We start from the raw sequence: 25,963 nt of genomic DNA, 5'->3' as shown, positions 1-25,963 counted from the left end.
AATGGAAAAGAAGCTGATACTGCGCGGTCTGTTGGCCGGCGCAGTCGGTGGCCTGCTCACCTTCCTCTTCGCCCGGATCTTCGCGGAGCCCTGGATCAGCAAGGCCATCGACTACGAGAGCGGTCGTGACGCGGCGCAGGCCGCGCTCGACAAGGCGGCCGGGGTGCCCGCGGAGGCGGCGGGCCCCGACATCTTCAGCCGCACCATCCAGGCCGACGTCGGTGTCGGCGTCGGCCTCATCGTCTTCGGGATGGCGATGGGCGCGCTCTTCGCCGTCGCCTACGCCGTCTGCCTCGGCCGGGTCGGCGGAGTCCGCCCGCGCGGGCTGTCGCTGCTCCTCGCGGGCGGCGGCTTCCTCGGCATCTATCTGGTGCCCTTCCTGAAGTACCCGGCCAACCCGCCGGCGATCGGGCACGAGGAGACCATCAAGGCCCGCAGCGGCCTGTACCTGATCATGGTGGTGTGCTCGGTGGCCTTCCTCGTCGGGGCCGCCTGGCTCGGCAAACGCCTCCAGCCGCGGTTCGGCAGCTGGAACGCCGTGCTGCTGGCGGGCGCCGCCTTCGTCGTCGCGACCGGCGTCGTGATGCTGCTGCTGCCGTCGCTCGGCCATCTCGCCTACAACAAGGAGAACTTCGGCAACCACAGCACCGAGACACCCCTGCCGCTGAAGGACCCCAAGGGCGACATCGTCTATCCGGGCTTCCCCGCCGACGTGCTCTTCTCCTTCCGCTTTTACTCGGTCCTCGCCCAACTGCTGCTCTGGTCGGTGATCGGACTGGTCTACGCGCCCCTCGCCGACCGGCTGCTGAACCCGCGCCCGGACACCTCCGCCACGCGGAAGCCGGCGCCGGTCCCCGCGTGAGCGCCGCCGGGCCGCAGCCCATCGCAGGTCCGCCGAGCGCGGTGATCGAGCAGATCGCCGCGCTCGGCGCCTTCTTCGCCTGGGAAGCCCGGCCGGCTCCGGGAACGGAACCGGCCCCCTCACCGTCCGACGCGCGGGACCTGGACTGGCAGCCCCTGTCCGCACCGCTGTTGGCCGCGCGGGTCGAGGCCGTACGGGAGTGGCTCGCCGCGGCGGGAGGGCAGCCGGCCGAGGCGGTCGAGACCCGCGTCGCCGCCTCGGTCGCGCACCTGGGACTGGCCGCCCGGCTGGTCTCGCCCGCGCTGGCCGCCGCGGTGCTCGCCCACCGCCCGCTTGTCTTCCCGCTGAGCGAGGTCCGCTGGCGGCCGGTGCTCGGCGGGCCCGTACCGCTGGCGCTGCCGGTGGGCGCGCTCGGTCCCGCGTGCCGGTCGGCCGAGGATCTCGCCGAACTGCTCGCGGCCCGGCTGATGGCCGGAGCGCTGGCGGAACTGGCCGCCGCGTTCGGCCCGTTCGGGGTCTCCCGGCACATCCTGCGCGGCAACACCGCCTCGGCGGTGGGCGGCGCGGCGGTGACACTCGCCGCGCGGCGGCCGGAACGGGCGACCAGCACCCGGGCGTTCGCCGGGCTGCTGCTGGGCCGCGCGCCGCTCGCCGGCGCGAGCAGCACCGAGGGCGGCGCGTTGCGCCGCCGTAGCTGCTGTCTGATCTACCGCGCCGCCCCCGGCCGCGACGGCCCGCTCTGCGGCGACTGCGCCCTCGCCCCGCGGTCCCCGGCGCGCGGTGTGCCAGACTCCGCCTCGTGAAGCGGATCTACGTCATAGGTATCGGCGCCGGCGACCCCGAGCAGCTCACCCTTCAGGCGGTGGGCGCCCTGGGCCGTACCGATGTGTTCTTCCTGCTCGACAAGGGGGAGGAGAAGGCCGATCTGGTGGGCCTGCGGGAGCTGATCCTCGACCGGCACGCCCGCCGGGACCACCGGGTGGTCGTCGCCCGCGACCCGGAACGCGACCGCACCGCCCCTTCGGCGTCGTACGCGCCCGCGGTGGACGACTGGCGGCGGCGCCGGGCCGATGTCTACCAGCGGCTGATCGCCGACGAACTGCCCGACGGTGCCCACGGCGCCTTCCTGGTCTGGGGTGACCCGGCCCTCTACGACAGCACGCTGGGCATCCTGGACGAGGTGCGCGCACGCGGCGGCCAGGACTTCGACTGGACCGTCGTACCCGGCATCAGCAGCGTCTCCACGCTCGCCGCCAAGCACCGCGTCGGCCTCAACCAGGTCGGGCGGCCGGTGCGGATCACCACCGGCCGCCGGCTCGCCGACGAGGGCCTGCCCGAGGGCGCCGACGACGTGGTGGTGATGCTCGACGCGCAGCAGGCCTTCGGCCGCTTCACCGGGCGGGATCTGCACATCTACTGGGGGGCGTACCTCGGCACCCCGGACGAGATCCTGCTCTCCGGCCCGCTGGACGAGGCACTGGCCGACCGGATCCGCGCCGCCCGGGCCGACGCCAGGACCCGCAAGGGCTGGATCATGGACACCTATCTGCTGCGCAGGACCGACGCGCGCTGATGCGGCGGGTCCTGATCCTCGGCGGCACCGCGGAGGCCCGCGCACTGGCCGACGCGCTGGCCGGCGACCCGGCGCTCGACGTCGTCAGCTCGCTGGCCGGCCGCACGGACCAGCCGCGGCTGCCGGCCGGCCGGAGCCGCAGCGGCGGCTTCGGCGGAGCCGCCGGTCTCACCGCCTGGCTGCGCGCCGAACGGATCCACGCGATGATCGACGCCACCCACCCCTTCGCCGCCGAGATCAGCCGGCACGCCGCGGCGGCCGCCACGGCGGCGGACATCCCGCTGCTCGCGCTGCGCCGGCCCGGCTGGACCCCGGGTCCCGGCGACCGCTGGCACTGGGCGGACACCGTCCGGCACGCTGCCACGCTGGCGCCGGCCCTGGGCAGCCGGGCCTTCCTCACCATCGGCCGCCAGGAACTGGCCGTCTTCGCCGGACTCGACCTCCACCTGCTGGCCCGTATGGTGCGGGACCCCACGCCGCCGCTGCCCCGGAACTGCCGCGTCCTGCTGGCCCGGGGCCCCTTCACCCTCGCCGGCGAGTCGGCGCTGCTGCGGGAGCACCGCATCGACCTGCTGGTCACCAAGGACAGCGGCGGCGGGGCGACCGCGCCCAAACTCGCCGCGGCCCGCGCGTCCGGTATCCCCGTGCTGATCATCCGCCGGCCGCCGCCGCCCGGCGGAGTCGACACCGCCGCGTCCCCGGCCGAGGCCGCGGCCTGGCTGGCCGCCCGCATCGGGCCGGCCTGATCCCGGGCCGCTGATCGGGCCGCCCCGGCCGGATCTGTGGGACAACCGGCCGTACCGCCATGGCAGCCGGCCGGCTCCGCGCCGATGCTGGAGACAGGCGCCCGGACCACGGCCGCCCACCGGGGGAACAGCGGAGGTGGCAGTGATGAGCAGCGAGCAGACCGAACCGGCCCAGGTCGCCGGGATCGCCATACCCGACACGGCGCTGGCCCGCGAGGCCACCGAACTGGTGCGCGACACCACGAACGAGCTGATCTTCAACCACTCACGGCGGGTCTACTGGTTCGGCGGTCTCCAGGGCCGGCGCCGGGACCTGAGCTTCGACCCCGAACTGCTCTACGTCGGAGCCATGTTCCACGACCTCGGCCTGTCCGAGCGCTTCCACCGCAGCGGTCACCGCTTCGAGGTGGACAGCGCCGACGAGGCGCGCCGCTTCCTGCGGTCCCACGACGTGCCCGAGGACAGCGTCCGCCGGGTCTGGACGGCGATCGCGCTGCACACCACCCCCGGCGTACCGGAGTTCATGGAGCCGGAGATCGCCCTGGTGACCGCGGGTGTCGAGTACGACGTGCTGGGCATCGGCTACCACGACATCCCGCCGGTCGACCGGGACGCGATCACCGCGCTGCACCCCCGCCCCGACTTCAAGCGGCGCGTCCTCGCCGCCTTCACCGAGGGCATCGAGCCCAAGCCGGACACCACCTTCGGCACCGTCAACGCCGACGTGCTCGCCCACTACGTGGCCGGTTTCGAGCGCGCCGACTTCGTGACCACCATCCTGGAATCGCCCTGGCCCGAGTAAACCCCGTTTCCGGCCAGCGCCCCGGGAAACGGCCCCGCACACCGGAGGGGAGTGCGGTGGCTTTCACCCGCGCGTCCCCCGGCGCACCGCTGGACTGACCACGGAGGGGCCACTAACCTTTACGGTACGTGACCAATGCTCTGAACGGGCGATGCCGGCGGACCCGGGGCATCATGTAGAGGTCCGGCGAAAGCCCACGGAACGGGCGGTGGGGCGCGAAACCCACGCCGTCCGGTCGGGAGGCACGCAATGGAGTACCCGGAAAGCTACGAACTCGTCTTCCCCACCCCCGGAGGCGGGGAAGACATCGTGGCGGTCCATCGTACGGAGCAGGCCGGAGCGGGTGGTTATCCGATCTACGCGGACGAGACCGGCATCGTCCGCGCCGAGATCAGTGCGGACGGTGAGGTAAGGATGGTGGCCAGCGGCGGTCAGCAGGCCCCCGCGGTTCCCCGGGCCGTTCGCATCCCACAGGCCTGAGCGCTCGCGGCGGGCGGGCCGGACGACGTCGTCCGGCCCGCCCGCCGTCGCCCGCCGTCTCAGCGCCGCCGTCCGCCGCCCTCCACCAGCAGCACCCGGTCACGGGCCGCCACGACCGAGGCGGACAGGCTCGCGATGTCGTAAGCGCCGTGATGGCGGCGGCCGTTGACGAAGAAGGTCGGCGTGCCGGAGACACCGCTCATGTCCGCCGATTCGAGATCCTCGTCAACCCGCTGCCTGCCGACGTGGTTCCGCAGCGCCTGCTGGAACGCGTCCTCGTCGAGGCCGAGTTCCCTGGCGTACACCAGCAGATCCTTCACCCGCAGCTCGTCCTGATGGTCCATCAGCAGATCGTGCATCTCCCAGAACCGCCCCTGCTCCGCGGCGGCCTCCGCCGCCTCGGCGGCGAGCTGGGCGTGCGGATGCACATCGGTGAGCGGCAAATGCCGCCACACATAGCGCACATCGCCGAAGTCGGCGAGCAACTCCCGCACCACGTCCTCGGCCTGCCCGCAGAAGGGGCACTCGAAGTCCCCGTACTCCACCACGGTGACCGGGGCCTCCAGCGGCCCCCGCAGATGGTCCCGCTCCGGGTCCACCGGCTCGGTGAGGTCCACCACCGAGTGCGCGACGCCGAGCAGCGCCTTCGCCCGGCGCTGCTCCGGCAGCCGGCCGATCACCAGGCCCACCGCGGTCGTGGCGAGCATGGCGAAGACCACCGCGCTCAGCACCCCGATCTTCGCCTGTTCGAGCTGCTCGCCGTCGAAGGCGAGGGTGGCGATCAGCAGCGAGACGGTGAAGCCGATGCCGGCGATGGTGCCGCCGCCCAGCACCGCGCCCCACCCCACCGGCGGCCGCATCCGGCCGCGGCTCAGCTTGGTGGCGACCGCCGACGCGGTGAAGATGGCGATCGGCTTGCCCAGGCCGTAACCGAGCAGGACGCCCAGCGTGATCCGGGAGGTGAAGGCGTCCTTCAGCTCCCCGCCGCTCAACTGGATGCCCGCGTTGGCCAGCGCGAAGACCGGCACGATGACGTAGCTGCTCCACGGGTGCCACATCCGCTGCAACCGGTCGTTGGGCGACAGCGCCTCGGCGATGCCGAGCCGCGCCTCCCGTTCGAGTTCGGCGGTCGGCTGCTCGCGGAAGGACCGGAACAGACCGGTGGCCCGCTCCAGCGCGTCCCTCGACGCGGGGTACGCGTAGGACATCAGGCCGGTGATCAGGCCCACCACCAGCGGGTCCACCCCGGAGTTCAGGAACGCGACCCACGCCACGATCCCCAACACCCCGTAGACGATGCCGCGCCGCACCCCGAAGCCGCGGACGACCAGCGCGGTCAGCAGCATGCCGATCCCGATCAGCAGCGGCGTCACCGTGATGTCATCGCTGTAGGCGACGGCGATCACCACCAGCGCCACGAAGTCGTCCACCACCGCGACGGTGAGGATGAAGGTGTGCAGCCGGCGTGGGAAGCGCGACCCGAGCAGCGCCAGCATGCCCAGCGCGAACGCCGTGTCGGTGGACATGGCGACACCCCAGCCGTGGGTCGAGGAGTGCCCGGCGTTCACCGCCAGATAGAACGCCACCGGCACGACCATGCCGCTGATCCCGGCCAGCATCGGCAGCGGGATACGGCGCCGGTCGCGCAACTCGCCCATGTCCAGCTCGCGCCGGGTCTCCAGACCCACCACCAGGAAGAAGAGCGTCATCAGGCCGCTGTTGACCCAGTTCCGCAGGTCCAGATCGACGCCCCAGCGGCCCAACTCGATCGCCAGCCGGGTGTGCCACACCGTGTCGTAACTGCCCGGTGCGACGTTCACCCAGATCAGCGCCGCCACGGTGGCGGCCAGCAGCACCGCGGCGCTGCCGGTCTCGGTGCGGATGTACGCCCACGCCGTGGCGGCCGTCGTACGGTCGTTGTCACCACCGCGACCCGTGAACGACGTCAACAAGCCCGAGAACATGCGTGCCTCCCACCAGTGCTTCTGTCTGCCCACACCCTGGCACGTCACGGCGGCGGACACGCACTCCGGAGCCGGCCGATCCGTTTCCCGCGGCCGGAACCGGCGGCGTACCGGATGCGTATTCCGTAAGGACGACGACCCGCCGCGGCGGGTCGCCGAGTGGGAGGATGGCCTGGTCGGACAAGTCCGGCGGGACGACGAGGGGGTCGGCGGATGGCACGGGACGACGCGGTGATCGGTCGCACCGGTGAACTGCTGATCGGTACCCGCGGCACAGCCGGGCCCGGCGAGGTGCTGGTCCGGATCAGAGGCGGCTCCGAGGCCTTCCTCGCCTGGTCGGCAGAGCCGCTGCCGAGGGGCTCCACGGTGCTGGTGATCGATTCCCGCGGCGCCCGTCAGGTGGATGTCATCGCATGGGCCGAGCCGCTGGACGGGCCGGCCGGCTGAGCCGCGCAACAAAAGGAGACAAAGGATGTTCGGTTATCGCGTTCCCGCGCCCGATGAGGCGATGCTGATCTCGGGAGGTCGGCGGGGGCTGGGGGGTGCGCCGTTCCGGGTGGTGACCGGGCACGGCCAGTTCGTGCTGCCGGTGTTCCGCAAGACCCGCTTTCTCACCCTCGCGATGTGCGAGGCCGAGGTGGCCGAGACCTGCGTCACCAAGCAGGGCATCGCGCTGACGGTGAAGGCCGTCATCGCCTTCAAGGTCGGCAACGACAACGAGAGCATAGTCAACGCGGGCCAGCGCTTCCTGTCCGACCAGGACCAGATGTCGGTGCTCACCGGCCGGATCTTCGCCGGGCACCTGCGCTCCATCATCGGCTCGATGACGGTCGAGGAGATCGTCACCGAACGGCAGAAGCTCGCCACCGAGGTGCTGGAGACATCCAAGTCGGAGATGGCCAAGATCGGCCTGACCGTCGACTCGCTCCAGATCCAGTCCATCGACGACGGCGCCACCGGCTACATCGACGCGATGTCCGCGCCGCACCTGGCCGCGATCCAGCGGCAGGCGCAGATCGCCCAGGCCCAGGCGACCCAGGCGTCCGTCGAGGCCCAGCAGGTGGCCGCCAGGAACCAGGCGGAGTACGCCCGGCAGACCGCCGTGGTGCAGGCCGAGTACAGCGCCGAGGTGGACCGCGCCCAGGCCCGGTCCGCGCAGGCCGGCCCGCTGGCCCAGGCGCACGCCCAGCAGGAGGTGCTGGCCGCCCAGACCGAACTGGCGCTGCGCGCCGCCGAACTGCGCCAGCAGCAGCTCGTCGCCGAGATCGTCAAGCCCGCCGAGGCCGAGGCGGAGCGGATCCGGGTGCTGGCGATCGCCGACGCCGAACGGATGCGCATCCAGGCCGAGGCGGCCGCCTCGCACGACCGGGTGGCGCTCGACCGGATGCTGATCGACCAGCTCCCGCTGATCGTCAAGGAAGCGGCGTCCGGTCTGTCCGGTGCCAACGTCAACGTCCTCAACGGCGCGGACGGCCTCAGCGAGATCGCCGCCGGACTGGTCAGCCAGGGCCTCACCATCCTCGACTCGGTCCGCAAGAACCTCGGCGGCGAGAACGACGGCGCCGAAGCGTCCAACGGCACCGGCCGGGAGGTGGCGCTGCGCGGCCGGCTCGGCGGGCAGCGGGGCCGCGACGGCAAGGACGGCACGGACGGCCCCATCGACATCCAGTAGCGCTGGAAAGCCGACCGACACGTCACTGGATATATCGGAAAACGGGTGGATTCCGGCGGTTGACGGCCGGGCGCGCGGGCGAATATCACAGCCCCGTACGCCCGGCCGCCGCGTTTCCCCGGCCCACGCGCGGGGAAGGCTCCCCGGCCTGCCCCTGAGCCTGCCACCCCGTCACCGGGGCGCTCCCGATTGGCGAACCCGTCGCCGCGGGGATACGAAAGGAGGTACGAGGCCGCCCTCAGGAGGGCAGGTGTGGGTACTACGACCGCCTGGGCCCAAGAAGGGACGGACAACGTGGCACGACCGAAAATTCTTGTGGTGGGAGCCGGATTCGCCGGGGTGGAGTGCGTGCGCCGGCTGGAACGAAGACTCCGGCCGGACGAAGCGGAACTCTCTTTGGTGACGCCGTCGTCCTACCAGCTCTACCTGCCGCTGCTGCCCCAAGTGGCGTCGGGCGTGCTGACCCCGCAGTCGATCGCCGTCTCATTGCGCCGCAGCAGGAAGTTCCGCACCCGGATCATCCCCGGTGGCGCCATCGGCGTGGACGTCAAGGCGAAGGTCTGTGTGATCCGCAAGATCACCGGTGAGATCGTCAACGAGCGGTACGACCGGATCGTGCTGGCGCCCGGCAGCGTGACCCGTACCTTCGACATCCCGGGCCTGGTCGACAACGCCCGCGGCATGAAGACCCTCGCCGAGGCCGTCTTCATCCGCGACCACGTGATCGCCCAGCTCGACCTCGCCGACGCCAGCCAGGACGAGGCCGAGCGCGCCTCCCGACTCCAGTTCGTGGTGGTCGGCGGCGGTTACGCGGGCACCGAGACGGCCGCCTGCCTCCAGCGGCTGACCACCACCGCCGTCAAGCGCTACCCGCGGCTGGACGCGAACCTCATCAAATGGCACCTGATCGACATCGCGCCGAAGCTGATGCCGGAACTCGGCGACAAGCTCGGCGCGAGCGCGATGAAGATCCTGAGCCGGCGGGGCATAGACGTCTCCCTCGGTGTCTCCGTCCAGAAGGTGAGCCCGGAGGAGATCACCTTCACCGACGGCCGGGTCCTGCCCTCCCGCACCCTCATCTGGACCGCGGGCGTCGTCGCGAGCCCGCTGATCGCCACCCTGGGCGCCGAGACCATCCGCGGCCGGCTCGCCGTCACGCCCGAGATGAACCTGCCGGGTGACGAAGAGGTGTTCGCCCTCGGTGACGCGGCGGCCGTGCCCGACCTCGCCAAGGACCAGGACGGCGCGTTCTGCCCGCCCACCGCGCAGCACGCCCAGCGCCAGGGGCGCAAGGTGGCCGACAACGTGATCGCCAGCCTGCGCGGGGAGCCGCTGCGCCCCTACGTCCACAAGGACCTCGGACTGGTCGTCGACCTCGGCGGCCGGGACGCGGTCTCCAAGCCGCTCGGTATCGAGCTGCGCGGGATCCCCGCCCAGGCCGTCGCCCGCGGCTACCACTGGTCCGCGCTGCGGACCAACGTGGCCAAGATCCGGGTGCTCACCAACTGGGTGCTCAACGCGGCGGCCGGCGACGACTTCGTCCGCACCGGCTTCCTGTCCCGCACCCCGGTGGCGCTGCGCGACTTCGAACTCACCGACTCCTACCTCACCCCCGACGAGATCCGCGAACATGTCGAGGAGCCCGGCCAGGGCGTGCTCGACAGGTAGCGGCGTCCGCGTCGTCCGACCGGCCGGCCCCCGCCCAGGACGGGCGGGGGCCGGACCATGACGTGGGCGCTGCCCGGCGGCGCGCTACTCCCCGCCGGGCGCGCTGTCCGTGCTGCCGGTGGCGTCGGGGCCGTCGGTGCGATCCGTACCGGCGGCGCCGTCGGGTGCGCCGGGAGCTTCCGCTTCGAAGAGCTCGAACCACACCGTCTTGCCCTCCGCCTCCGGCCGTACGCTCCACCGGTCGGAGAGGATGTCGAGCAGCACCAGACCGCGCCCCGACGAGGCCAGCTCGCCCGGCGCCCGCTGGTGCGGCAGCTCGTCGCCCCGGTCGGTGACCTCCACCAGCAGGGTCCGCCGGGCGGGCGGGCCGGTGACGGTCGCGATGAGCGCGGCGGGCTGCTCGGTGTGCACCAGCACATTGCCCAGCAGTTCGGAGACGAGCAGCACCGCGGTGTCCGCCTGATCGGCGCGCGCCCAGTCGTGCAGCAGCGCCTTGAGCTGCATCCGCGCCTCGGCGAGCCCCTCCGCCTGGTCCTGCTCGATGGTGAGCACCAGCCGCCGTTCCGGCACCGCCGGCCGCGGGCCCCCGCTGGCCCGGCGCACCAGCAGCAGCGCGATGTCGTCCTCGTTGCGCGGTGAGAGCCGGGCGTCCTCCACCCCCTCCACCGGATTGCCGACCGCCCGGATCAGCCGGTCGGCCATGCCCTCCAGATCGGCCGGCGGCCCCGGGGACATCGCGTCGCGCACCCGGACCCAGCCGGTGTACATGTCGTGCCCGCCGGTCTCGATCAGGCCGTCGGTGCACAGCAGCATCACCTCGTCCGGATGCAGTTCGAGGGTGTTGACCGGGTAGTCGTCCACATCCCGGTCGGGCATCAGTCCGAGCGGCAGACCGCCCCGGATGTGTTTGATCATGCAGGTGCCGTCGGGCATGCGCAGCACCGGGTGCGGATGGCCGGCCCGGGCGATCTGCATCATCCCGGTCGCCGGATCGGCCTCGATGTATATACAGGTGGCGAAGCGGTCCTGGTCGAGATCGGCGAGGAAGCGGGAGGCCCGGGAGAGGACCGCGTCCGGTCCGTGCCCCTCGGCGGCGTAGGCGTGCACGGCGGTACGGAGCTGGGTCATCAGCCCGGCCGCGTGCACGTCGTGGCCCTGCACATCGCCGATGACCAGCGCCAGTCTGCCGTTGGGCAGGTTGATGCTGTCGTACCAGTCGCCGCCCACCACCAGCCCGCCGCCGGTCGGTACGTACCGGGTGGCCACGCCCAGCCCCGGATGCGCGGGGGCCTCGGGACCCATGCTGCGCCGCAGCCCGCGGGAAAGGGCCAGCTCCGCCTCGTCCGTCCGGGTCCGCTCCAGCGACTGCGCCACCAGCCGGGCGGTCGTCGTCAGCAGACCGCGCTCCTCCGGGGTGAACGCGATGGGGGTGCGGAAGCTCACCAGCCACACCCCGGTGATCCGGCCGGCCGCCGCCAGCGGCAGGAAGGCCCAGGACACCCGGCCCTGGCCGGCCGAGAGCGGCCAGGTCGTCGGATAGAGCTCCTGGTACTCGGCGGGGGACGCCAGATAGACCGGCCGGCCGGTGCGCAGCACGTCCACGGCGGGATAGTGCGTAGTCATCGGTATCCGCACCGAGCGCTCGGCGCCGTCGCGGCGCAGGCTGTCCTGCTCGATCGCGTTCAGGAACTTCTCGGTCACACCGAAGACGACCAGTTCGTCCAGGTCGAAGTCGGGCGCCCGCAGCCGCGTCACCGTGTCCAGCACCTCGGTGAGCGAGTCGGCCTCCGCCAGCGCGTGCCCGGCGCCGATCAGCACCGCGTCACGGCGCCGGACCCAGGGGGTGGATCCGGGTTCGGCCCAGCCGTCGGACTCGGGGTGGCGCTCGCCGGGGCGGCTGGGCCCCGCCCGGTTCATCGCCTCGATCTGGCGCAGCTCGAAGGAGTCACCGGACGGCGGGACCGGATGCGACGATTCGCCGTCCCCGCCGTCCCCGCCGTCCCCGCCGTCGGCGCTCCGGGGACTCCCGGGCTCCCGGGGTTCTTCGGACGCGGCGTCGGGCGGATCCTGCTCGCTCCGGGGGCGGCCGGGGTCCGGGGCAGGCGTCCCCCCGGCCGGAGCCGGCGCCTGCGGCCGCCGCTCCGGTGCGCCTTCTTCGCTCTCCTGGCCTGGTGTGCCCTGGTCCGGGGTGGGCTCGTGCTGTCCACCGCCCATCCGACGCCCTTCCTCATGTCCAATGGGCTGCCCGGTGTCCGGTTGCCCGTACCCCCATGCTCCGTCTCCGCCGGGCTCGGCGCAGTCCGAAGCGCGGTTGAATTCCTCGCCACGTCCGAAAATACGGAATCCTGATCCGAAATGCGGAGCTGTCCGGGGCGGTGTGCCGGCGGCCCGCCGGAAGCTGGCATGATCGGGGGGTGGTCGAGCGCATCATCGCCGCGTGTGACGGGGCATCCAAGGGCAATCCGGGACCGGCCGGCTGGGCATGGGTCATCGGCGACACTTCGGGCGAACCGGTCCGCTGGGAAGCGGGCCCGCTGGGGGTCGCCACCAACAACGTCGCCGAGCTGACCGCCCTGGAGCGGCTGCTCAGCGCGGTCGACCCAGCGGCGCCGATCGAGATCCGGATGGACTCGCAGTACGCGATGAAGGCCGTCACCACCTGGCTGCCCGGCTGGAAGCGCAAGGGCTGGAAGACCTCGGCCGGCAAGCCGGTCGCCAACCAGGATCTGGTGGTCCGGATCGACGAGCTGCTCGCCGGCCGCCCGGTCGAGTTCCGCTATGTGCCCGCGCACCAGGTGGGCGGCGATCCCCTCAACGACTTCGCCGATCGCGCCGCCAGCCAGACGGCGGTCGTCCAGCAGCCGGCCGGCAGCGCCCTCGGCTCACCGCCGCCGCCCGCCTCGCCCACCAGTGCGATACGGCCGTCCAGGAAGGCCGGTGCGACCGCGGCGGCACCGGTGACGACCACCCGCGCGGCCGGCGCCGCGACCAAGGCCCCCGGCCAGGTCCGCACGCTCAAGGCGAAGTATCCGGGGAAGTGCCATTGCGGGCGCTCCTACCCGGCCGGCGAGCTGATCGCCAAGAACGACCAGGGCTGGGGCCACCCCGACTGCCGCTGATCCTTTGGCCCCCACCCCGGGTCTCGGCGAGCGAGGCCCGCCGTCCCGAAGCGAGGGTTCAGGAGGCGGCCTCCGTGGCGCCGTGGACGCGGTCGGCCGGTCGCGTGCCGGGTTCGCGATAGCGCAGCAGCAGCATCGCCGCGTCGTCGTGCAGCGGGCCCCTGGTGTGCCGGATCAGGTCGGTGCGCAGCGCCTCCAGGGCGGCGGCCGGATCGTCCGCGGCGAGCAGCCCCGCCCGCCGGCCCAGCGGGTAGAACCTCCCGGCGGCGTCCCGCGCCTCGGTCACGCCGTCGGTGTAGAGGAGCAGTTGGTCGCCGGGGCGGAAGGAGATCTCGAAGGGCTCCGGGGCCTCCGCGCGGTCCACGCCGAGCCCGAGCGGCAGTGCGTAGACCGGCGGCTCGGGAAAGGCCACCGTGCCGTCGGGGGAGACCACCATCGGCGGCGGATGCCCGAAGTTCAGCAGGGTCGTCGCGCCGTCCCGGCCGACCTCGGCCATCAGCGCGGTCACGAACTTCTCCCCGCTGACCGTACGGTTCGCGGCCCGCTGCACCCGGTCCCCGACGCCCTCCAGGGTCTTCTCGTCGTACGCCGCCTCCCGGAACGCGCCCAGCACCACGGCGGCCGTCTCGACCGCCTCCAGGCCCTTGCCCTGGACATCGCCGATGATCACCCGGACCCCGGCGGGCGAGGCCACCACCTCGTAGAGATCACCGCCGATCCGGGCCTCGGCCACCGCGGAGGTGTACGACACGGCGGCACGCAGCGGGCCCGGGCAGGCCGGCACCGGCCGCAGCAGCACCCGCTGTGCCACCTCGGCGATCGACCGCACGTTCGCCAGTTCCGCCTCGCGCCGCTGCCGGGTGACCGCGGCGATCACACCGGCGACGGTCACCCCGACCACCGCGCCGATCGCGGCGAATCCGCGCCGCTCGGCGAAGAGGCCGTCGGCCACGCCCAGCGCGCAGACCACCGCGACCGCCAGCGCGCCGATCACGGCGGTACGCACCCAGGTGCCGATCAGACCGGCGAACGCCGGTCCGAGCGAGACCAGGGGCAGCAGGCCGACGCTCGCGCCGGCCACCCCGTCGACCACCGCGACCAGGGCCATCACCGCGTACGGCAGCACGGTCAGCGGCAGCGGTACGAGACGGTCGCGGCGGTCCTGGCCCGCGGTGCCCGCGGCCGTCCCCAACAGCGCCCCCACGCGTCGCGCGGGGCGTCGGACGTCCGGGACTCGTCGCAGCAAGATCGCCTCTCCCTCCCCGTAGGGTCCCCTCGGCACCTCCAGGCTAGGGCCCGCCGCCATCGGCCTGGTCGTACGTCATCGCCGGCCGCGGTCCGGCAAGGGCGCGGCCCGCGAAGCGTGCGCCTATTCGATCACGGTTGGCTGTGCCGCGTCTGGCAGTCGGGAGTGAGGACACTGTGGCGTCGCGGTCGTCGCGTTCACCCGGACGAGGGAGGGCGGGCCGACGAGCGGGTCAGTGCTTGCCGAGCACCGCGAACATCAGCCACAGGTAGAAGCCGAGCAGGTGGGCGACGACCACGTAGACGAGCACCCGCAGGACGACACCGCGCTGCTTGAGCTTCTCGGTGCCCCGGGAGCTGCCCTCGGCGATCGGCGCACCGGGTCCGGCGGAGGTGGCGGGTGCGGGAGGGGCGGCGGGTGCGGCGGGCTGAACGGTGGGCCCTTCGGTCTCTTCGGTCTCTTCGATGATCATCGCCGGTCTCCTCCGGTGTCGGTGGTGTCCCGCGGCCCGATACAGAGGGCCGAGGTCTGGCTCTGCATCAAGGTGTGCAGAAAGAGCAGATCGGTCCCGCCGGACCCGCGCGCGGTCAGCCGGTGCGGCACCAGCGAGTCGAAGTGCGCCGAGTCCCCGGCGGCCAGCGTGTGGGTGCGCTCCCCGAGCGTCAGTTCCAGCTCGCCGGCGGTGACGTAGAGCCACTCCTCGCCCGGATGCACCCGCACCAGCGCCCCCTGGGCCCTGGCCGGTACGTGCACCCGCAGCGCCTGCATCGCCCGGCCGGTCCCGCCGGCCCGCCAGTAGGTCCAGCCGCCGGACGGTACCGGGGGCATCCGGTCGCCGCGTACGATCGGATCGGGTTCGGCCGGCGTCTCACCGAGCAGCTCGGAGACGGTGCTGTCGTACAGCCGGGCGAGTCCGAGGAGTACGGGAAGCGACGGCTGCCGCTGCCCGGACTCCAGCCGGGACAGGTGGGCCGCCGACAGGCCCGCCCGGTGGGCCGCGGCCTCCAGGGTGAGGCCGCTGTCGCGCCGCTTCTCCCGCAGGCGCGGTGCCAGCACGAGGGTTTCCTCGCCGGCCGGTCCGGTGGCTTCGCTCGGGTCCATGCGTCCATGGAAGCAGGGACCATGCCTCTGAGGCAAAAGACTTGCCTCAGAGGCAAAAAAGACTCGGAACGCTCCGGCCGTCAGGCACCGCTCCGGTCCGCGGCGGCCGCGCCGGCCTCCTCCAGCGGCGGCGGTCCGGCCGCTTCCGCTACCCGCGGCCGGCCGACCCCGCCGTCGAGCCGGTCCCACAGGGCCAGCAGCGGCGTCGCCATCACCGTGGTGATCAGCGCGACCAGCACCAGCACGGTGAACATCGACCGGGAGACCACCCCCTCGGCGAGGCCGACGTTGATCGCGATGAGCTGCATCAGCCCGCGGGCGTTCATCAGCGTGCCGATCCGCAGCGCCACCGGGCTGCTCTGGCCCGCCACCCGCGCGGCCAGCCAGCACGCCCCGAACTTGCCGGCGATCGCGGCGAGCGTGCAGCCGGCGGCGAACAGCAGCAGAGCCCCGTCGCCGAGCAGCCCGGTGTCGGTGTTGAGGCCGGAGTAGGTGAAGAACAACGGCAGCAGCAGCACCCCGCTCAGCGGCCTGATCGCCTCGATCACCCGGTCGATCCCGGGCGTCCTGGGGATCGCGACGCCTAGACTGAAGGCCCCGAACACCGCGTAGAGGCCCATCCGGTCGGTGTACCAGGAGGCCAGGCACAGCAGCAGCACGGTGGCGAGCAGCAACTGCTGGGGCGGCAGCCGGTCGGCCGCCCGACCCAGCGGCGCCCTGAACTTGGCCAGCGCGGCCAGCAGGACCACCAGCCCCATCCCGCCGCAGGTCGCCAGCAGCAGCGGCCCCGCGCTGGCCCGCGACAGGCTGATCACGCCGGCCAGCAGCACCCACGCCACCACGTCGTCCAGCGCGCCGGCGGCCAGTGAGACCGTGCCGAAGACCGTCCCGGTCAGGCCGCGTTCGGTGATGATGCGGGCCAGCATGGGAAAGGCGGTGATGGACAGCGTCACACCGACGAACAGCGCCGACACGTACAGCGGCACACCGGGCGGCGAGGCGTGCACCGAGTCGTGGACCGCCCAGGTGAGAGCGGCGCCGAGGGAAAGCGGTGCCAGGATCCCGGCCGTCGAGATCAGCGCCGCGGTGCGGGCGACCGGACGGATCCGGTCGGTCCGGAACTCGTACCCGGCCTGGAACATGAAGAGCACCAGGCCGAGTTGCCCGGCCACGTACAGCACGGGCCGCAGATCCGCCGGGAAGACGGAGTGCTCCACGGAAGGGGCGACCAGGCCGAGGACCGAGGGACCGAGCAGCACCCCGGCGATCATCTCGGCGACCACGGGGGGCTGGAGCAGCGGACGTACGGCCCAGGTGACGAGCCGGCAGGTGATCAGGATGACCACGACGGCGAGCAGGAAGGCGGTACCGAGCGCGGGAGCGGTCATGGCGCTGCCCTTCGGCGAGAGGAGACGGAGTGGTCAGGGCTGTTCAGGCGGTTCAGGGCAGTTCGGGGCAGTTCGGGGCATGCGTGAAGGCGTGCGGCTGGTATGGGGGGTACGGGGGTCAGCGCAGGTGCGGACAGCCGGACGGCGGACCCTCCGAATCGTCCACGCCGTCGGGATGAGCCTCCCGCCGCCGGGGGTGGGCAGCGGCGGTGGGGAGCGGACGACCCTGGGTGTCGTGCCGGGCGAACCACCGCTCGGTCGGCCGCGAGCGCCGCGCGTCCAGCACCATCCAGCCGCCGAGACCGAACTGGAGGAGACTGCGGCCGACGTCCTCCCAGCGGTCGCGCAGCCGCAGCAGCGCCAGGACGGCGGCGATCCGGTGGCGGGGGAGCGGCCTCTCGCGGGCCACCAGCAGACAGGGCGCGCGATGCGGGATGGACCGGGTGTGGGAGACCGATGAGTGCAGGGTGAAACGGCCGAGTACCTCGCGGGTGACCGCCCGCATCACCAGGGGGGCCAGCCGCCAGGCGGGACACGGCCGGTTGGCGGCGACGCCGAAGGGGATGTGGTGGGCGTCCTTGGCCGACAGCCGGTCCCAGCGGTCGGGGTCGAACCGCTCGGGGTCGGTGTAACCGGTGGCGTGGTAGGCCGGGTAGTCGAAGCAGAGCACGGTACCCGCCGGGTAGTGGACGTCACCCAGATCGATGTCCGCGCTGGTGACGCGGTGCGCTATACCGAAGAGCGGATACAGCCGCAGCGTCTCGTTCATGACGTTGCCGAGGTCGTGGTCGTCCTCCGGGTGCTCCGCGAGCCGCCGCTGGAGCGCGGGCCGGGTCGCCAGCACCAGCAGCAGGTGCGCCATCGCCTCGGACATCTGCACCACGGCGGTGTTGAAGAAGGTGCCCTGGAGATAGTGGGCACGGTCGCGCGGGGTCGCGAGTTCGGCGGGCAGCTCGTGCGGCACCTCGCCCGCGGCCAGTCGCCGCAGGAGGTAGCCCGTGAGGCGGGTGCGCCGCCCCATGTGCCGCAGCCGGGTGTTCTTCAGGGAGTTGATCACGTCCTCGGCGTTGTCCACGATGAGCCGCCGCGCGTCCGGCGGGCACGGCTCGCGGAACACCAGCTCGTAGAAGAACTCCGCCCACACCGGCATCATCAGGTCCCGCAGCCGAAGCAGCGTCACCTCGCCGGGAACCAGCTCGTCCAGGACGGCCGCGGCGCGGCGGGTGGCCAGGGCGGACAGCTCCGCGCTGCTACCGGCGAGGATGGCCGTGGTGGTACGGGCCACGGCGTCGTAGCGCGGACCGGGTTCGAGGTGCTCCTGGTGGACCTCGGGGCCGGGCGCGAGCCAGTACCAGAAGAGGTCGGACAGGCCCGCGCCCCGGCTGCGGCCGTCCGCCGCGGGGTGGGCGTACAACTCGGCGAAGCGCTCGGCGTCCACCTGGCTGTTGGGCACCACGACACCCTCGGCGCCGTTGATCCGGGCGAAGACCCGCACCCGCAGTCCCACCACGGCCTTGGGCAGCCAGTACGGGGTGGACAGCGCGACGGCCACCGCGGCGAGAGGCTTCAGCATCCGGCCACCACCCGCGCTCCGCGCGCCACCACCTGATCGGCGGTCAGATCCGCGCTGGCGCCCGCCCCGCAGAGCGCCATGACGTGGGCCACCTCGGCCCGCAGGCCGGCCAGCACCCGCGCCACGCCGGCCTCGCCCTCGGCGGCCAGGCCCCACAGCACCGGCCGTCCGACACCGACGGCGGCGGCGCCGAGCGCGAGCGCGGTCACCACGTCGGCTCCGGTACGTACACCGCCGTCGAGCAGCACCGGCAGCCGGCCGCCGACGGCGTCGACGACGGCGGGCAGCGCGTCGACGGAGGCCGGCGCCGCGTCGAGCTGGCGCCCGCCGTGGTTGGAGACGAACAGGCCGACCACGCCCTCGTCGACCGCGCGCCGGGCGTCGCGCGGATGCAGCACGCCCTTGACCACGATCGGCAGTTCGGTGCCGTCCCGCAGCCACCGCAGATCGTCCCAGGACAGCGCGGGGGACATCGCGATGTCCCGGGTGCGGCCGGGCGGCGCGCCGGGCAGATCGCGCATGTTCTCGGTGGCGAGACCCGGCGGCAGCTCGTGGAAGCCGTTGCGGTCGTCGCGGGTCCTGCGGCCGAAGACCGGCGAGTCCACGGTGACCACCAGCGCGGTGCAGCCCGCGGCTTCGGCCCGCCGGACCAGCGCCCGCGTGACCTCCCGCTCCGGCTGGAGGTAGAGCTGGAACCAGACGGCCGCTCCGGGCCGCACCGCGCGGGCCGCGGCCGTCACGTCGGCAACCGCCGTGGTGGCGGCCATCGAGGTGATCAGGACGGTGCCGGCCGCCGCGGCGGCGCGGGCGGTGGCCAGTTCGCCGTCCGGATGGGCCAGCCGGTGGAAGGCGGTGGGCGAGATCACGACGGGCAGTTCCAGCCGGTCGCCGAGCAGGGTGACCGCGGGGTCGGCCGGGCCCCGACCGCACAGCACCCGGGGAAGCAGGGCGAGCCGGCGGAAGGCCCGCTCGTTCTCGGCCAGCGCCCGCTCGGCTCCGGCGCCCCCCTCGTAGAAGTCCCAGTGCGCCGGATCGAGCCGGGTCCGGGCCTTGGCCCGCAGTTCCGCCAGCAGATCCCCGCCGCTCACGACGGGTTCTCGGCGGCGGCCGGCAGCAATCGGTCCGTCAGGAAGCGGCGCAGCGGGACATGGTGGATTTCCTCCCGGTCCCACTCGTTCTCCAGGTTCTCCGTGAGGTGGTGTTCGGCCAGGAGTTCACCGTCGCGGAAGAGCCGGGTCACCGGGTGGAGATAGCGGCCGTCGAGGCCGGCGGTGTCGGTCTGGGCGATCCGATCGACGGTGATATCGAACGGATTCACCTTGTCGTGGTCGGCGCCGTATTCGAGGGTGACGGTGAGATAGCGGTCGACGGCGCCGAACCTGCCCTCCCCGACGGCCTGGTGCAGCAGGTCGACGGGCACCTCCTCGTAGTAGGCGGCCGTTCCGTCGGGAGCGACCGTCACCGCGTCGGCGAGGAAGCCGAAGAGCTGCCAGAGCGCCGAGGTGCGGTTGATCCGGTCGATGATCGCGTCGGCGACGCCCTCCGGCGTGGCCGGCAGTTCGCGGTGCGGCCAGGGTTCGTCGTGGTAGCGCTGCTCCAGAATGCGGTGCAACGCCTTCACCCCGTACCGGAAGCCGTGGATGAATCCGCTGGTCGACCTCTTGAAGTCCCTTACCTGGGTAATGGTGCCGGCGAAGTAGAGATCAGGAATGTTGGTGGACTCCCAGGCGGCGGTCTGGGCCGGAAAACGGTCCTTGATGGTGAGTTCCGGCCGGCATTCCGGGGCGAAGACGGAGGCGTCGAATCGGAATCCGGTTGCCAGGATCACCCGGTCGTACAAAATTTCCTTGACAACCTCGGCCACCCGCGAGAATTTGACGGCGACACGATAGGAACCGTCGTCGGAATCCTTGGCGATGGAGAGGATCTCACCGTCCAGGAGCGCGTTCTGCGATTTCAGCTGGTAGGTGTCGAGGAAGTTGTTGTTCACCGCCCGCAGGTGCCCCACGAAGTGGGTCTGCCAGGCCAGCCGCAGTGAGCCAGGACCGGCCACATGAATCACGGCGGCGGTCTCCACGAGATTGTCCGCCGTCTCGAAGGCCGAATTACCCCGGCCGATGATCAGCACCCGCTTGCCGGTGAAGTCGGCCGGGTCGACCGAGACCTCGCCATAGCCTTCGGCCAGTTCCACGCCCTCGATGGGCGGAACGTACGGCAGGGTCACACCGGTCGCCATGATCAGCCGCTTGGCCCGGAACTCCGTGCCGTCCTCGGCGGTGGCCTCGAAGTCGCCCCCGGCGGGACGGCTGATGCCGGTGATGCGGGTGTCATGGCGGATGTTCAGCCGGTGGGTGGCGGCGAAGTCCGCCAGATAACCGACGAGGTCGTCGGCGTCCGGGAAGTAGCGCGGGGTGACCGCCGTGAAGAGCGGGGCCGACTCATCGGAGAGCAGTGAGTTCCAGTCGGTCCTGAGTTTCAGCTCCGGGTCGTCCCAGCCGGTGTGCACCTTGTTGATGGAAATGAGTTTGCGATGCCGGGGGAATGTGGTGAAAAAGGTGCCTGGCGCTGCGCCCGCCTCGACCACCAGATAGTCGCGGCCGGCCTTCTCCAGGAAATAAGCGGCCTGGATTCCGGCTGGTCCCGCGCCCACGATCAGGTAATCGACCCGTACTTCTCCGGACATGGACCCTCCCGGCTCCCAAAGGTGATGCTGCCCACCGTAGTTGAGAGTTAAAAGAGGTATCCAGACCGCGAAATGTGATACATATCACACTGGGCCGGGGGGTGTGCTGATTTCCTCGATCCCGATAGTTTCGGCGCGGCGAGCGCCGTCCTTCGGCGTTCGCAGTCGAACGGTGTACGAACGCGCCGCACCGGGTTTCCCGGCGTCCGGAACGCGAACCCGCGATCGTCCGTCAGGATCGGAGGAAGGCATGAACAATCCGGCCGAATCGGTATTTCCGCGACCGCTGCTGGAGGCCTTCGGCCGGCAGCCGGACACCCCCGCCTTCGAATTCCGGTCCCGGCCGGTCCGGCGCGGCGAGGTGCTCGACCTGGTCAGGGCTTGCGTGGCCAACCTGCGCGCGGCGGGACTCGGCCCGGGCAGCGGAGTGGCCTTCACCACCGCCGTCACGCCCACCGGGTTCGCCGCGCAGATCGCCGCCCACCTGCTCGGCTGCCGAGTCCTGGGCCTGCGGCCGGGACTGACACCCGCTCAGCTCGCCCAGGTGCTCGCCGAGGACATCGACGTGGTCGTCGCCGACGCCACCACGACAGACCCCTCGCTCGCCGCGGCGGCCGGCGCCACCCGGATCCTCGACGCCGACCGCGACCTGCTCGCCGACGTCCCGCTGCGCGGCGACGAACTGACCGCCCGCGGCCGCCCGGACGACATCGCGCTGATCACCCTCACCAGCGGCAGCACCGGCCGCCCGAAGGGCTGCGCCCAGACGTATCGTTCGCTCGGCGAGCACTGGTCGTGGCAGCCCGCGGGCTGGACCCAGGTCACCGCCCGACTGGCCGACCGCTACCGGCGCTATCTGGTCTTCGGCACCCTCACCAGCGCGGTGATGCTGGAACATCTCGCCCTCTGCCTGTTCAGCGGCGGTACGGCGATCATCCCCGAACCGCCGCTGGCCTTCCCGGAGGTCTGGGAGCGTTACGCCGTCACCGCCTGTCTGTGCACGGTCCCCCGCCTCTACCAGGTGCTCGACACCCTGCGGGCCGATGGCGCCCAGGGTCCCCGCAGTCTGCGAGCGCTCCTCGTCGCCGGGTCGCCGCTGCCCCCGCACCGGCTCGCCGAGGCGGTGGACCGGCTCGGCCCGGTCGTCCACCAGGGGTACGGCCTGACCGAGACCGGGATGCTCGCCCTGCTCACGCCGGACGACATCGCCGAGCGACGGGACCAGGTGCTGGACAGCGTCGGCCGGCCGCTGCCCGACGTCGGCATCGAGGTACGGGACCCGGCCGGCCGGCCGTTGCCGCCGGCGAAGGCGGGGGAGATCTGGGTCCGGGCCGGCGGCGCGATGTCCGGCTACTGGGGGGACCCGGAACAGACCAGTGAGGTGGTGCGCGACGGCTGGATACGGACCCGGGATCTCGGCGTCCTCGGCGCGGACGGGTTCCTGCGACTGCTCGGCCGGTCCCGCGAGGTGGTCTTCATCAACGCGATCATGTACTACACGGGGGCGATCGAGGCCGCGTTGACCGCCCAGCCGACCGTCGACCAGGCCTATGTGGTGGCTTCCCCCGACGAGCGGACCGGCGAGGCGGCCCACGCCTTCGTCGTTCCGGCGGCCGGCCACGACCTCGACGCGTCCGGCAAGGAGGCGCTGCGCTCCGCCGTGCGCGCGGAACTCGGCGACGCCGCGGTGCCCGCCACCATCACGACGCTGGACGCCGTACCCATGGCGCCGGGCGGAAAACCGGACCGCAAGGCCCTGACCGCCCTCGCCGCCGCCGGAGCCACCCAACCCGGCTGAGCCCATTCGGGTGCCGCGCCGGCGGCTCTCGCCGCGGCGTCCACCGCGGACCCGGAAGCGGCGCCGGGCGGGGTCCCGGCAGCCGGAACCCCGGGGCTACGAAGGCGGGTTGCCGGTGGAGCCCGCGATGAGCGGGGTGATCGCGAAGAGATCGTCGCAGTTGGTGATCTCCCCGGGGAAGACCAGCGACGCCTTGCTGCCCGGCGGGTAGATCCGCAGCCGGACCGAGGTCGGCAGGCAGGTCCCCTGCTGGTTGATGGTGTGGATGGTGTCGCTCGCCGTGTCTCCGGGCTTCAGCACCACGGGGGTGTAGCCGTCGTGCTCCCGGGAGGCGGGCGCACCGATCTGCCGGCCGGACGCGTCCAGCATCGAGAGCCCGGGGAAGCCGGTGAGATGGCACGTCGTCGTGCTCGTGTTGGTGAGCACCAGGTAGCGGTAGAGGTTTCCGGCGCCCGCGTCGCCGCCGCCGAGGGCCGCGGAGAGCTGCGCCGCCGTGCACATCGGGGTGGTGCCCGGCGGCGTATCGTCCGGGGACGCCCCGCCGCCGGTCGGCGTCGGGCTCGCGCCGGAGTGGACCGGGCTCGCCGGGCTCGTCGCCGTCCCGGACGGGGAGGGGGGCGGGGTCGGCCGGACCTCGGGGGAGCCCGCGCTGCCGCCCGCCGGGGGTGGCGGCGTCGTCGGGGCGGGCGTGGCGACCGACGGCGACCGGTCGCGGAGACTGCTGGCGGGCGGACCCACCACATGCGAGCCGCCGCCGGGCTGGAGCGAGCCGGCCAGGTAGAAGGCGCAGGCCGTCACCGCGACCGCGGCGGAGCCGCCGAGCGCGGCACGGACCCGGCGGCGCCGCGCGGCCCGGCGGCGGATCCGCTCGAACGATCCGGGCGGCGCCGACAGGAAGGGCGCGGGGGAGCGCAGCAGCGGCTCCAGCGGATCGGCGAAGGTCCCGTCGAGTGAACCGGGCGCGCCCGGACCTTCCGGGTCCCCGAGGCCGCCGCAGTCACCGAACGCGCCGCTGTCACCGAACGGGCCGCGGTCGCCCGGCACGTGGCGGTCGGCGGAGCGGCCGGACTCGCCGTGCTTGCCGCGCTCGCCGTCCTCGGCGGCGGAGCCGTCGGGGCGGTCGTCAGGAAATCCGGTCATGGTGTCCCCCGAGCTTGGCGCGGAGCAGTTCACGGGCGGCGTGCAGATCGGCCTTGATCGTTCCCTCCTTGCGGCCCAGCAGCACGGCGACCTCGTGCACCGGCAGGTCCGCGTAGTAGTAGAGCAGGGCGGGGTTGCGCAGCCGCTCGGGCAGCGACTGGACGAGCATCCGTACCGACGGATCGGAGTCCGGCTGCCGCTTCACCGCTTCCTCCGTCGTGACCCGGCGCATGGCCCGCCGCTCGCGCTCCATCTTGCGCCAGTGGTCGCGGACCAGGTTGGCCGCCGTCACATAAAGGAAGCCGGTCGGCTCCTCGACCTTCGTCCAGCGGGCCCACAGCCGGGTGAAGGACTCCGCGGCCATCTCGTGCGCGGTCTCGTCGTCGTCCACCAGCCGGCGGCACCAGCCCGCCAGCCGGGGGTAGACCGCCTCGAACAGCTCGGAAGCCGCGCGCTCCTGGGACTGGATGGCCGCTTTCTCCTTCGTTCTCGCCGCGGTTCTCGCCGCGCCGCCGCCCGCCGTGCCGCCCACGGGGGTGACGCCGCCCACCGGGCCGCCCGCCGCGCCCCGTGCGCCGGCCCACCGGACGGCCGCCTGTTCCCGGCTCACGAACCGGCGACCAGCGACGCATAGACGATCACATTGTCCGGGTAGCCGCCGGCGCCGCTCACCCGCGTCCCCCCACACGTGATGAGACGCAGCGCCGGATGGTCCACGTTCCCGTACACCGAGGCGGTCGGAAAGCGGGATTTCGCCATGGTCCGCACCGATTCCACGGCGAAGGTCGCGGTGGACCCGTCCTGGCGGGCCACCGTCAGCCGGTCACCCGTACGCACCTGGTCCAGATGGCGGAAGACCCCGTCGCCGTAGGCGCCGACCGTCACATGGCCGAGGAGCACCGAGGGGCCGGTCTGCCCCGGGGTGGGGGAGCCGTCGTACCAGCCGGCCGGCGCGTGCGCGGCGATCGGCGGTACCCGCACCGTGCCGTCGGCGTTCAGGCCGAGCGCGGTCACGGCGGTGTCGACGCCGATGGCCGGGATCCGCAGCCGGACCGGGACCGAGCGGGCCATCGGCGCCGCCCCGGTGGCCGGCGAGCTGGGGCGTACAGCGCTTCCAGGCGCGGTGCTCCCGGGCGCGGTGCTCGCCGGGCTTGTCGCGGTCGTCGCGGACCCGCCGTCGGCGGGTACTTGGGCGGGCGAGGTCGGGGCGCAGCCGCACAGCACGGCGAGTCCGGCGGCGGCCGGCGCGAGGAACGCCCGGGCGCGGCGGCGCGGGCGGACGGTGGCCCGTCCGCCCGCGGCGGCTGTGAAACGGGAGCGGCTCAACGCTCAGCCCCGGGTGCCGGACCTGCGGCGGCGCACCGCGGCCGCGCCGAGGGCGCCGACGGCCAGCGCGCCGGCCCCGGCGGCCACCGCCACGTCGGTGCTGTCACCGCCGCCGGCGGTGTGCGCGGCCAGGCCGGTGTCCGGAGCGCCCTTGGGGACGGCGGTGACCTGCTGCCCGCCGGTCGTCGCGGCCCCGGCGCTGCTGGCGGTGGGCGACGGGGTGGCCGGAGCCGAGGTGGCGCCGTCGCCCGAACCGCCGTTGCCGGGGTTGCCGGTGCTGCCCGCGGCCAGCGGGGTGACCGCGAAGGTGTCGAAGCACTCGGTGATCTTGGCCGGCACGACGACGGAGGCCTTGTTCCCCGGCGGGTAGACGCGCAGGCTGGTGGAGGTGGGCAGGCACGTTCCCTGGTGGTTGACGGTGTGGATGGTGTCGCTCGCGGAGGCGCCGGCCTTGAGCACCACCGGGCTGTAGCCGGGGTGTTCGCGCGTCGCGGGCTGCCCGATCGGCTGGCCGCCGGCGTCCAGCAGGGACACGCCCGGGTAGCCGGTCAGGTGGCAGGCCGTACCGCTGTGGTTGGTGAAGACCAGATAGAAGTAGAGGTTGCCGGCGCCCGCGTCGCCGCCGCGCTGGGCGACGGACAACTGCGAGGTCGCGCACATCGGGGTGGCCGATCCGGCGAGGACCGGGGTCGAGGCCGTCGCGGGGACGGCGGTGTAAGCGGCGGCGGCGACGGCCGCGGCCGCCACGGCGACTGAACGCTTGCGCATGTCCTGCTCCCTCGTCTCTCCCGCGGCCACCGGACTCGGTACGAGCCCGGGCGG

24 protein-coding genes are annotated in these 25,963 nt (G+C 72.8%); 11 read left to right on the top strand and 13 right to left on the bottom strand.

The features are described from left to right. Position 1 precedes the first annotated feature (1 nt). The 6 genes from OG519_RS00850 to OG519_RS00825 all read left to right on the top strand — a co-directional run bounded on the left by OG519_RS00850 (position 2) and on the right by OG519_RS00825 (position 4,463). Positions 2-862, top strand: coding sequence for a CbtA family protein (locus tag OG519_RS00850; protein WP_405577403.1), 861 nt, complete (start codon positions 2-4; stop codon positions 860-862). After that, positions 859-1,665: a hypothetical protein gene (locus tag OG519_RS00845; protein ID WP_405577401.1), complete on the top strand. Its 807-nt coding sequence runs from the start codon at positions 859-861 to the stop codon at positions 1,663-1,665. The genes OG519_RS00850 and OG519_RS00845 overlap by 4 nt, the downstream gene beginning before the upstream one ends. Then, a complete protein-coding gene (gene cobF, locus OG519_RS00840; RefSeq protein WP_405577399.1) occupies positions 1,662-2,435 on the top strand; it encodes a precorrin-6A synthase (deacetylating) in 774 nt (257 codons plus the stop codon). The genes OG519_RS00845 and cobF overlap by 4 nt, the downstream gene beginning before the upstream one ends. Further along, positions 2,435-3,181 carry a cobalt-precorrin-6A reductase gene (locus OG519_RS00835; protein ID WP_405577397.1) on the top strand — a complete coding sequence of 249 codons (747 nt, stop codon included), beginning with the start codon at positions 2,435-2,437 and terminating at the stop codon, positions 3,179-3,181. Before cobF ends, OG519_RS00835 begins: the two co-directional genes overlap by 1 nt. 145 nt (positions 3,182-3,326) lie before the next feature. Then, positions 3,327-3,983: an HD domain-containing protein gene (locus OG519_RS00830; protein ID WP_405577395.1), complete on the top strand. Its 657-nt coding sequence runs from the start codon at positions 3,327-3,329 to the stop codon at positions 3,981-3,983. 249 nt (positions 3,984-4,232) lie between these two features. Beyond that, the gene (locus OG519_RS00825; RefSeq protein ID WP_405577393.1) at positions 4,233-4,463 is read left to right on the top strand and encodes a DUF6296 family protein; all 231 of its coding nucleotides are present in this window, start codon (positions 4,233-4,235) and stop codon (positions 4,461-4,463) included. Positions 4,464-4,522: 59 nt separating this feature from the next. Here OG519_RS00825 and nhaA read toward each other — a convergent pair whose 3' ends face one another. Next, positions 4,523-6,427, bottom strand: coding sequence for a Na+/H+ antiporter NhaA (gene nhaA, locus OG519_RS00820; protein ID WP_405577391.1), 1,905 nt, complete (start codon positions 6,425-6,427; stop codon positions 4,523-4,525). A gap of 213 nt (positions 6,428-6,640) precedes the next feature. Here nhaA and OG519_RS00815 point away from each other — a divergent pair, with 213 nt between their 5' ends. The 3 genes from OG519_RS00815 to OG519_RS00805 all read left to right on the top strand — a co-directional run bounded on the left by OG519_RS00815 (position 6,641) and on the right by OG519_RS00805 (position 9,767). Next, complete coding sequence (locus OG519_RS00815) at positions 6,641-6,874, top strand: hypothetical protein (protein ID WP_405577389.1); 234 nt, start codon at positions 6,641-6,643, stop codon at positions 6,872-6,874. Positions 6,875-6,899: 25 nt separating this feature from the next. After that, the gene (locus tag OG519_RS00810) at positions 6,900-8,099 is read left to right on the top strand and encodes a flotillin family protein (RefSeq protein WP_405577387.1); all 1,200 of its coding nucleotides are present in this window, start codon (positions 6,900-6,902) and stop codon (positions 8,097-8,099) included. Between the two features lie 294 nt (positions 8,100-8,393). After that, entirely contained in the window at positions 8,394-9,767 is a 1,374-nt protein-coding gene (locus tag OG519_RS00805) for an NAD(P)/FAD-dependent oxidoreductase (RefSeq protein ID WP_405577385.1), read from the top strand. Between the two features lie 84 nt (positions 9,768-9,851). Here the strand turns inward: OG519_RS00805 and OG519_RS00800 are convergent, their stop codons facing one another. Then, a complete protein-coding gene (locus OG519_RS00800; RefSeq protein WP_405577383.1) occupies positions 9,852-11,981 on the bottom strand; it encodes a SpoIIE family protein phosphatase in 2,130 nt (709 codons plus the stop codon). 200 nt (positions 11,982-12,181) lie between these two features. Here OG519_RS00800 and OG519_RS00795 point away from each other — a divergent pair, with 200 nt between their 5' ends. Next, entirely contained in the window at positions 12,182-12,886 is a 705-nt protein-coding gene (locus tag OG519_RS00795) for a ribonuclease H (RefSeq protein WP_405577381.1), read from the top strand. A 58-nt stretch (positions 12,887-12,944) separates the two neighbouring features. Here OG519_RS00795 and OG519_RS00790 read toward each other — a convergent pair whose 3' ends face one another. From OG519_RS00790 to OG519_RS00760, 7 genes are all read right to left on the bottom strand, one after another. After that, the gene (locus OG519_RS00790; protein ID WP_405592378.1) at positions 12,945-13,994 is read right to left on the bottom strand and encodes a PP2C family protein-serine/threonine phosphatase; all 1,050 of its coding nucleotides are present in this window, start codon (positions 13,992-13,994) and stop codon (positions 12,945-12,947) included. 370 nt (positions 13,995-14,364) lie between these two features. Further along, on the bottom strand, positions 14,365-14,604 hold the full coding sequence (locus tag OG519_RS00785) for a DUF6126 family protein (RefSeq protein WP_405577379.1): 240 nt from the start codon (positions 14,602-14,604) through the stop codon (positions 14,365-14,367). Then, entirely contained in the window at positions 14,601-15,233 is a 633-nt protein-coding gene (locus OG519_RS00780; protein WP_405577377.1) for a helix-turn-helix domain-containing protein, read from the bottom strand. Before OG519_RS00780 ends, OG519_RS00785 begins: the two co-directional genes overlap by 4 nt. An 80-nt stretch (positions 15,234-15,313) precedes the next feature. Beyond that, positions 15,314-16,621 (bottom strand): cation:proton antiporter, encoded by a 1,308-nt coding sequence (locus OG519_RS00775; RefSeq protein WP_405577375.1) that lies wholly within the window; start codon positions 16,619-16,621, stop codon positions 15,314-15,316. Between the two features lie 118 nt (positions 16,622-16,739). Continuing rightward, on the bottom strand, positions 16,740-18,194 hold the full coding sequence (locus OG519_RS00770) for a cytochrome P450 (RefSeq protein ID WP_405577373.1): 1,455 nt from the start codon (positions 18,192-18,194) through the stop codon (positions 16,740-16,742). Then, a complete protein-coding gene (locus OG519_RS00765; RefSeq protein ID WP_405577371.1) occupies positions 18,188-19,282 on the bottom strand; it encodes an alpha-hydroxy acid oxidase in 1,095 nt (364 codons plus the stop codon). Before OG519_RS00765 ends, OG519_RS00770 begins: the two co-directional genes overlap by 7 nt. Then, positions 19,279-20,877 carry an NAD(P)-binding domain-containing protein gene (locus OG519_RS00760; RefSeq protein ID WP_405577369.1) on the bottom strand — a complete coding sequence of 533 codons (1,599 nt, stop codon included), beginning with the start codon at positions 20,875-20,877 and terminating at the stop codon, positions 19,279-19,281. Before OG519_RS00760 ends, OG519_RS00765 begins: the two co-directional genes overlap by 4 nt. A gap of 250 nt (positions 20,878-21,127) precedes the next feature. On the opposite strand from OG519_RS00760, the gene OG519_RS00755 reads away from it, so the two are divergent. Further along, entirely contained in the window at positions 21,128-22,675 is a 1,548-nt protein-coding gene (locus OG519_RS00755; protein WP_405577367.1) for a class I adenylate-forming enzyme family protein, read from the top strand. A gap of 96 nt (positions 22,676-22,771) precedes the next feature. Here the strand turns inward: OG519_RS00755 and OG519_RS00750 are convergent, their stop codons facing one another. From OG519_RS00750 to OG519_RS00735, 4 genes are all read right to left on the bottom strand, one after another. Then, positions 22,772-23,815, bottom strand: a complete 1,044-nt coding sequence (locus OG519_RS00750) for a DUF4232 domain-containing protein (protein WP_405577365.1) — start codon at positions 23,813-23,815, stop codon at positions 22,772-22,774. Then, positions 23,799-24,284: an RNA polymerase sigma factor gene (locus OG519_RS00745; protein WP_405592376.1), complete on the bottom strand. Its 486-nt coding sequence runs from the start codon at positions 24,282-24,284 to the stop codon at positions 23,799-23,801. Before OG519_RS00745 ends, OG519_RS00750 begins: the two co-directional genes overlap by 17 nt. A gap of 137 nt (positions 24,285-24,421) precedes the next feature. Further along, entirely contained in the window at positions 24,422-25,039 is a 618-nt protein-coding gene (locus OG519_RS00740; RefSeq protein WP_405592374.1) for a class F sortase, read from the bottom strand. 105 nt (positions 25,040-25,144) lie between these two features. Continuing rightward, a complete protein-coding gene (locus OG519_RS00735) occupies positions 25,145-25,909 on the bottom strand; it encodes a DUF4232 domain-containing protein (protein WP_405577363.1) in 765 nt (254 codons plus the stop codon). Between the last annotated feature and the right edge of the window lie 54 nt (positions 25,910-25,963).

It is taken from the genome of Streptomyces sp. NBC_01190 (genome assembly GCF_045039895.1).
In the GTDB taxonomy this organism is placed as follows: Bacteria; Actinomycetota; Actinomycetes; order Streptomycetales; family Streptomycetaceae; genus Actinacidiphila.
This window is presented reverse-complemented; position numbering and strand designations above follow the sequence as displayed.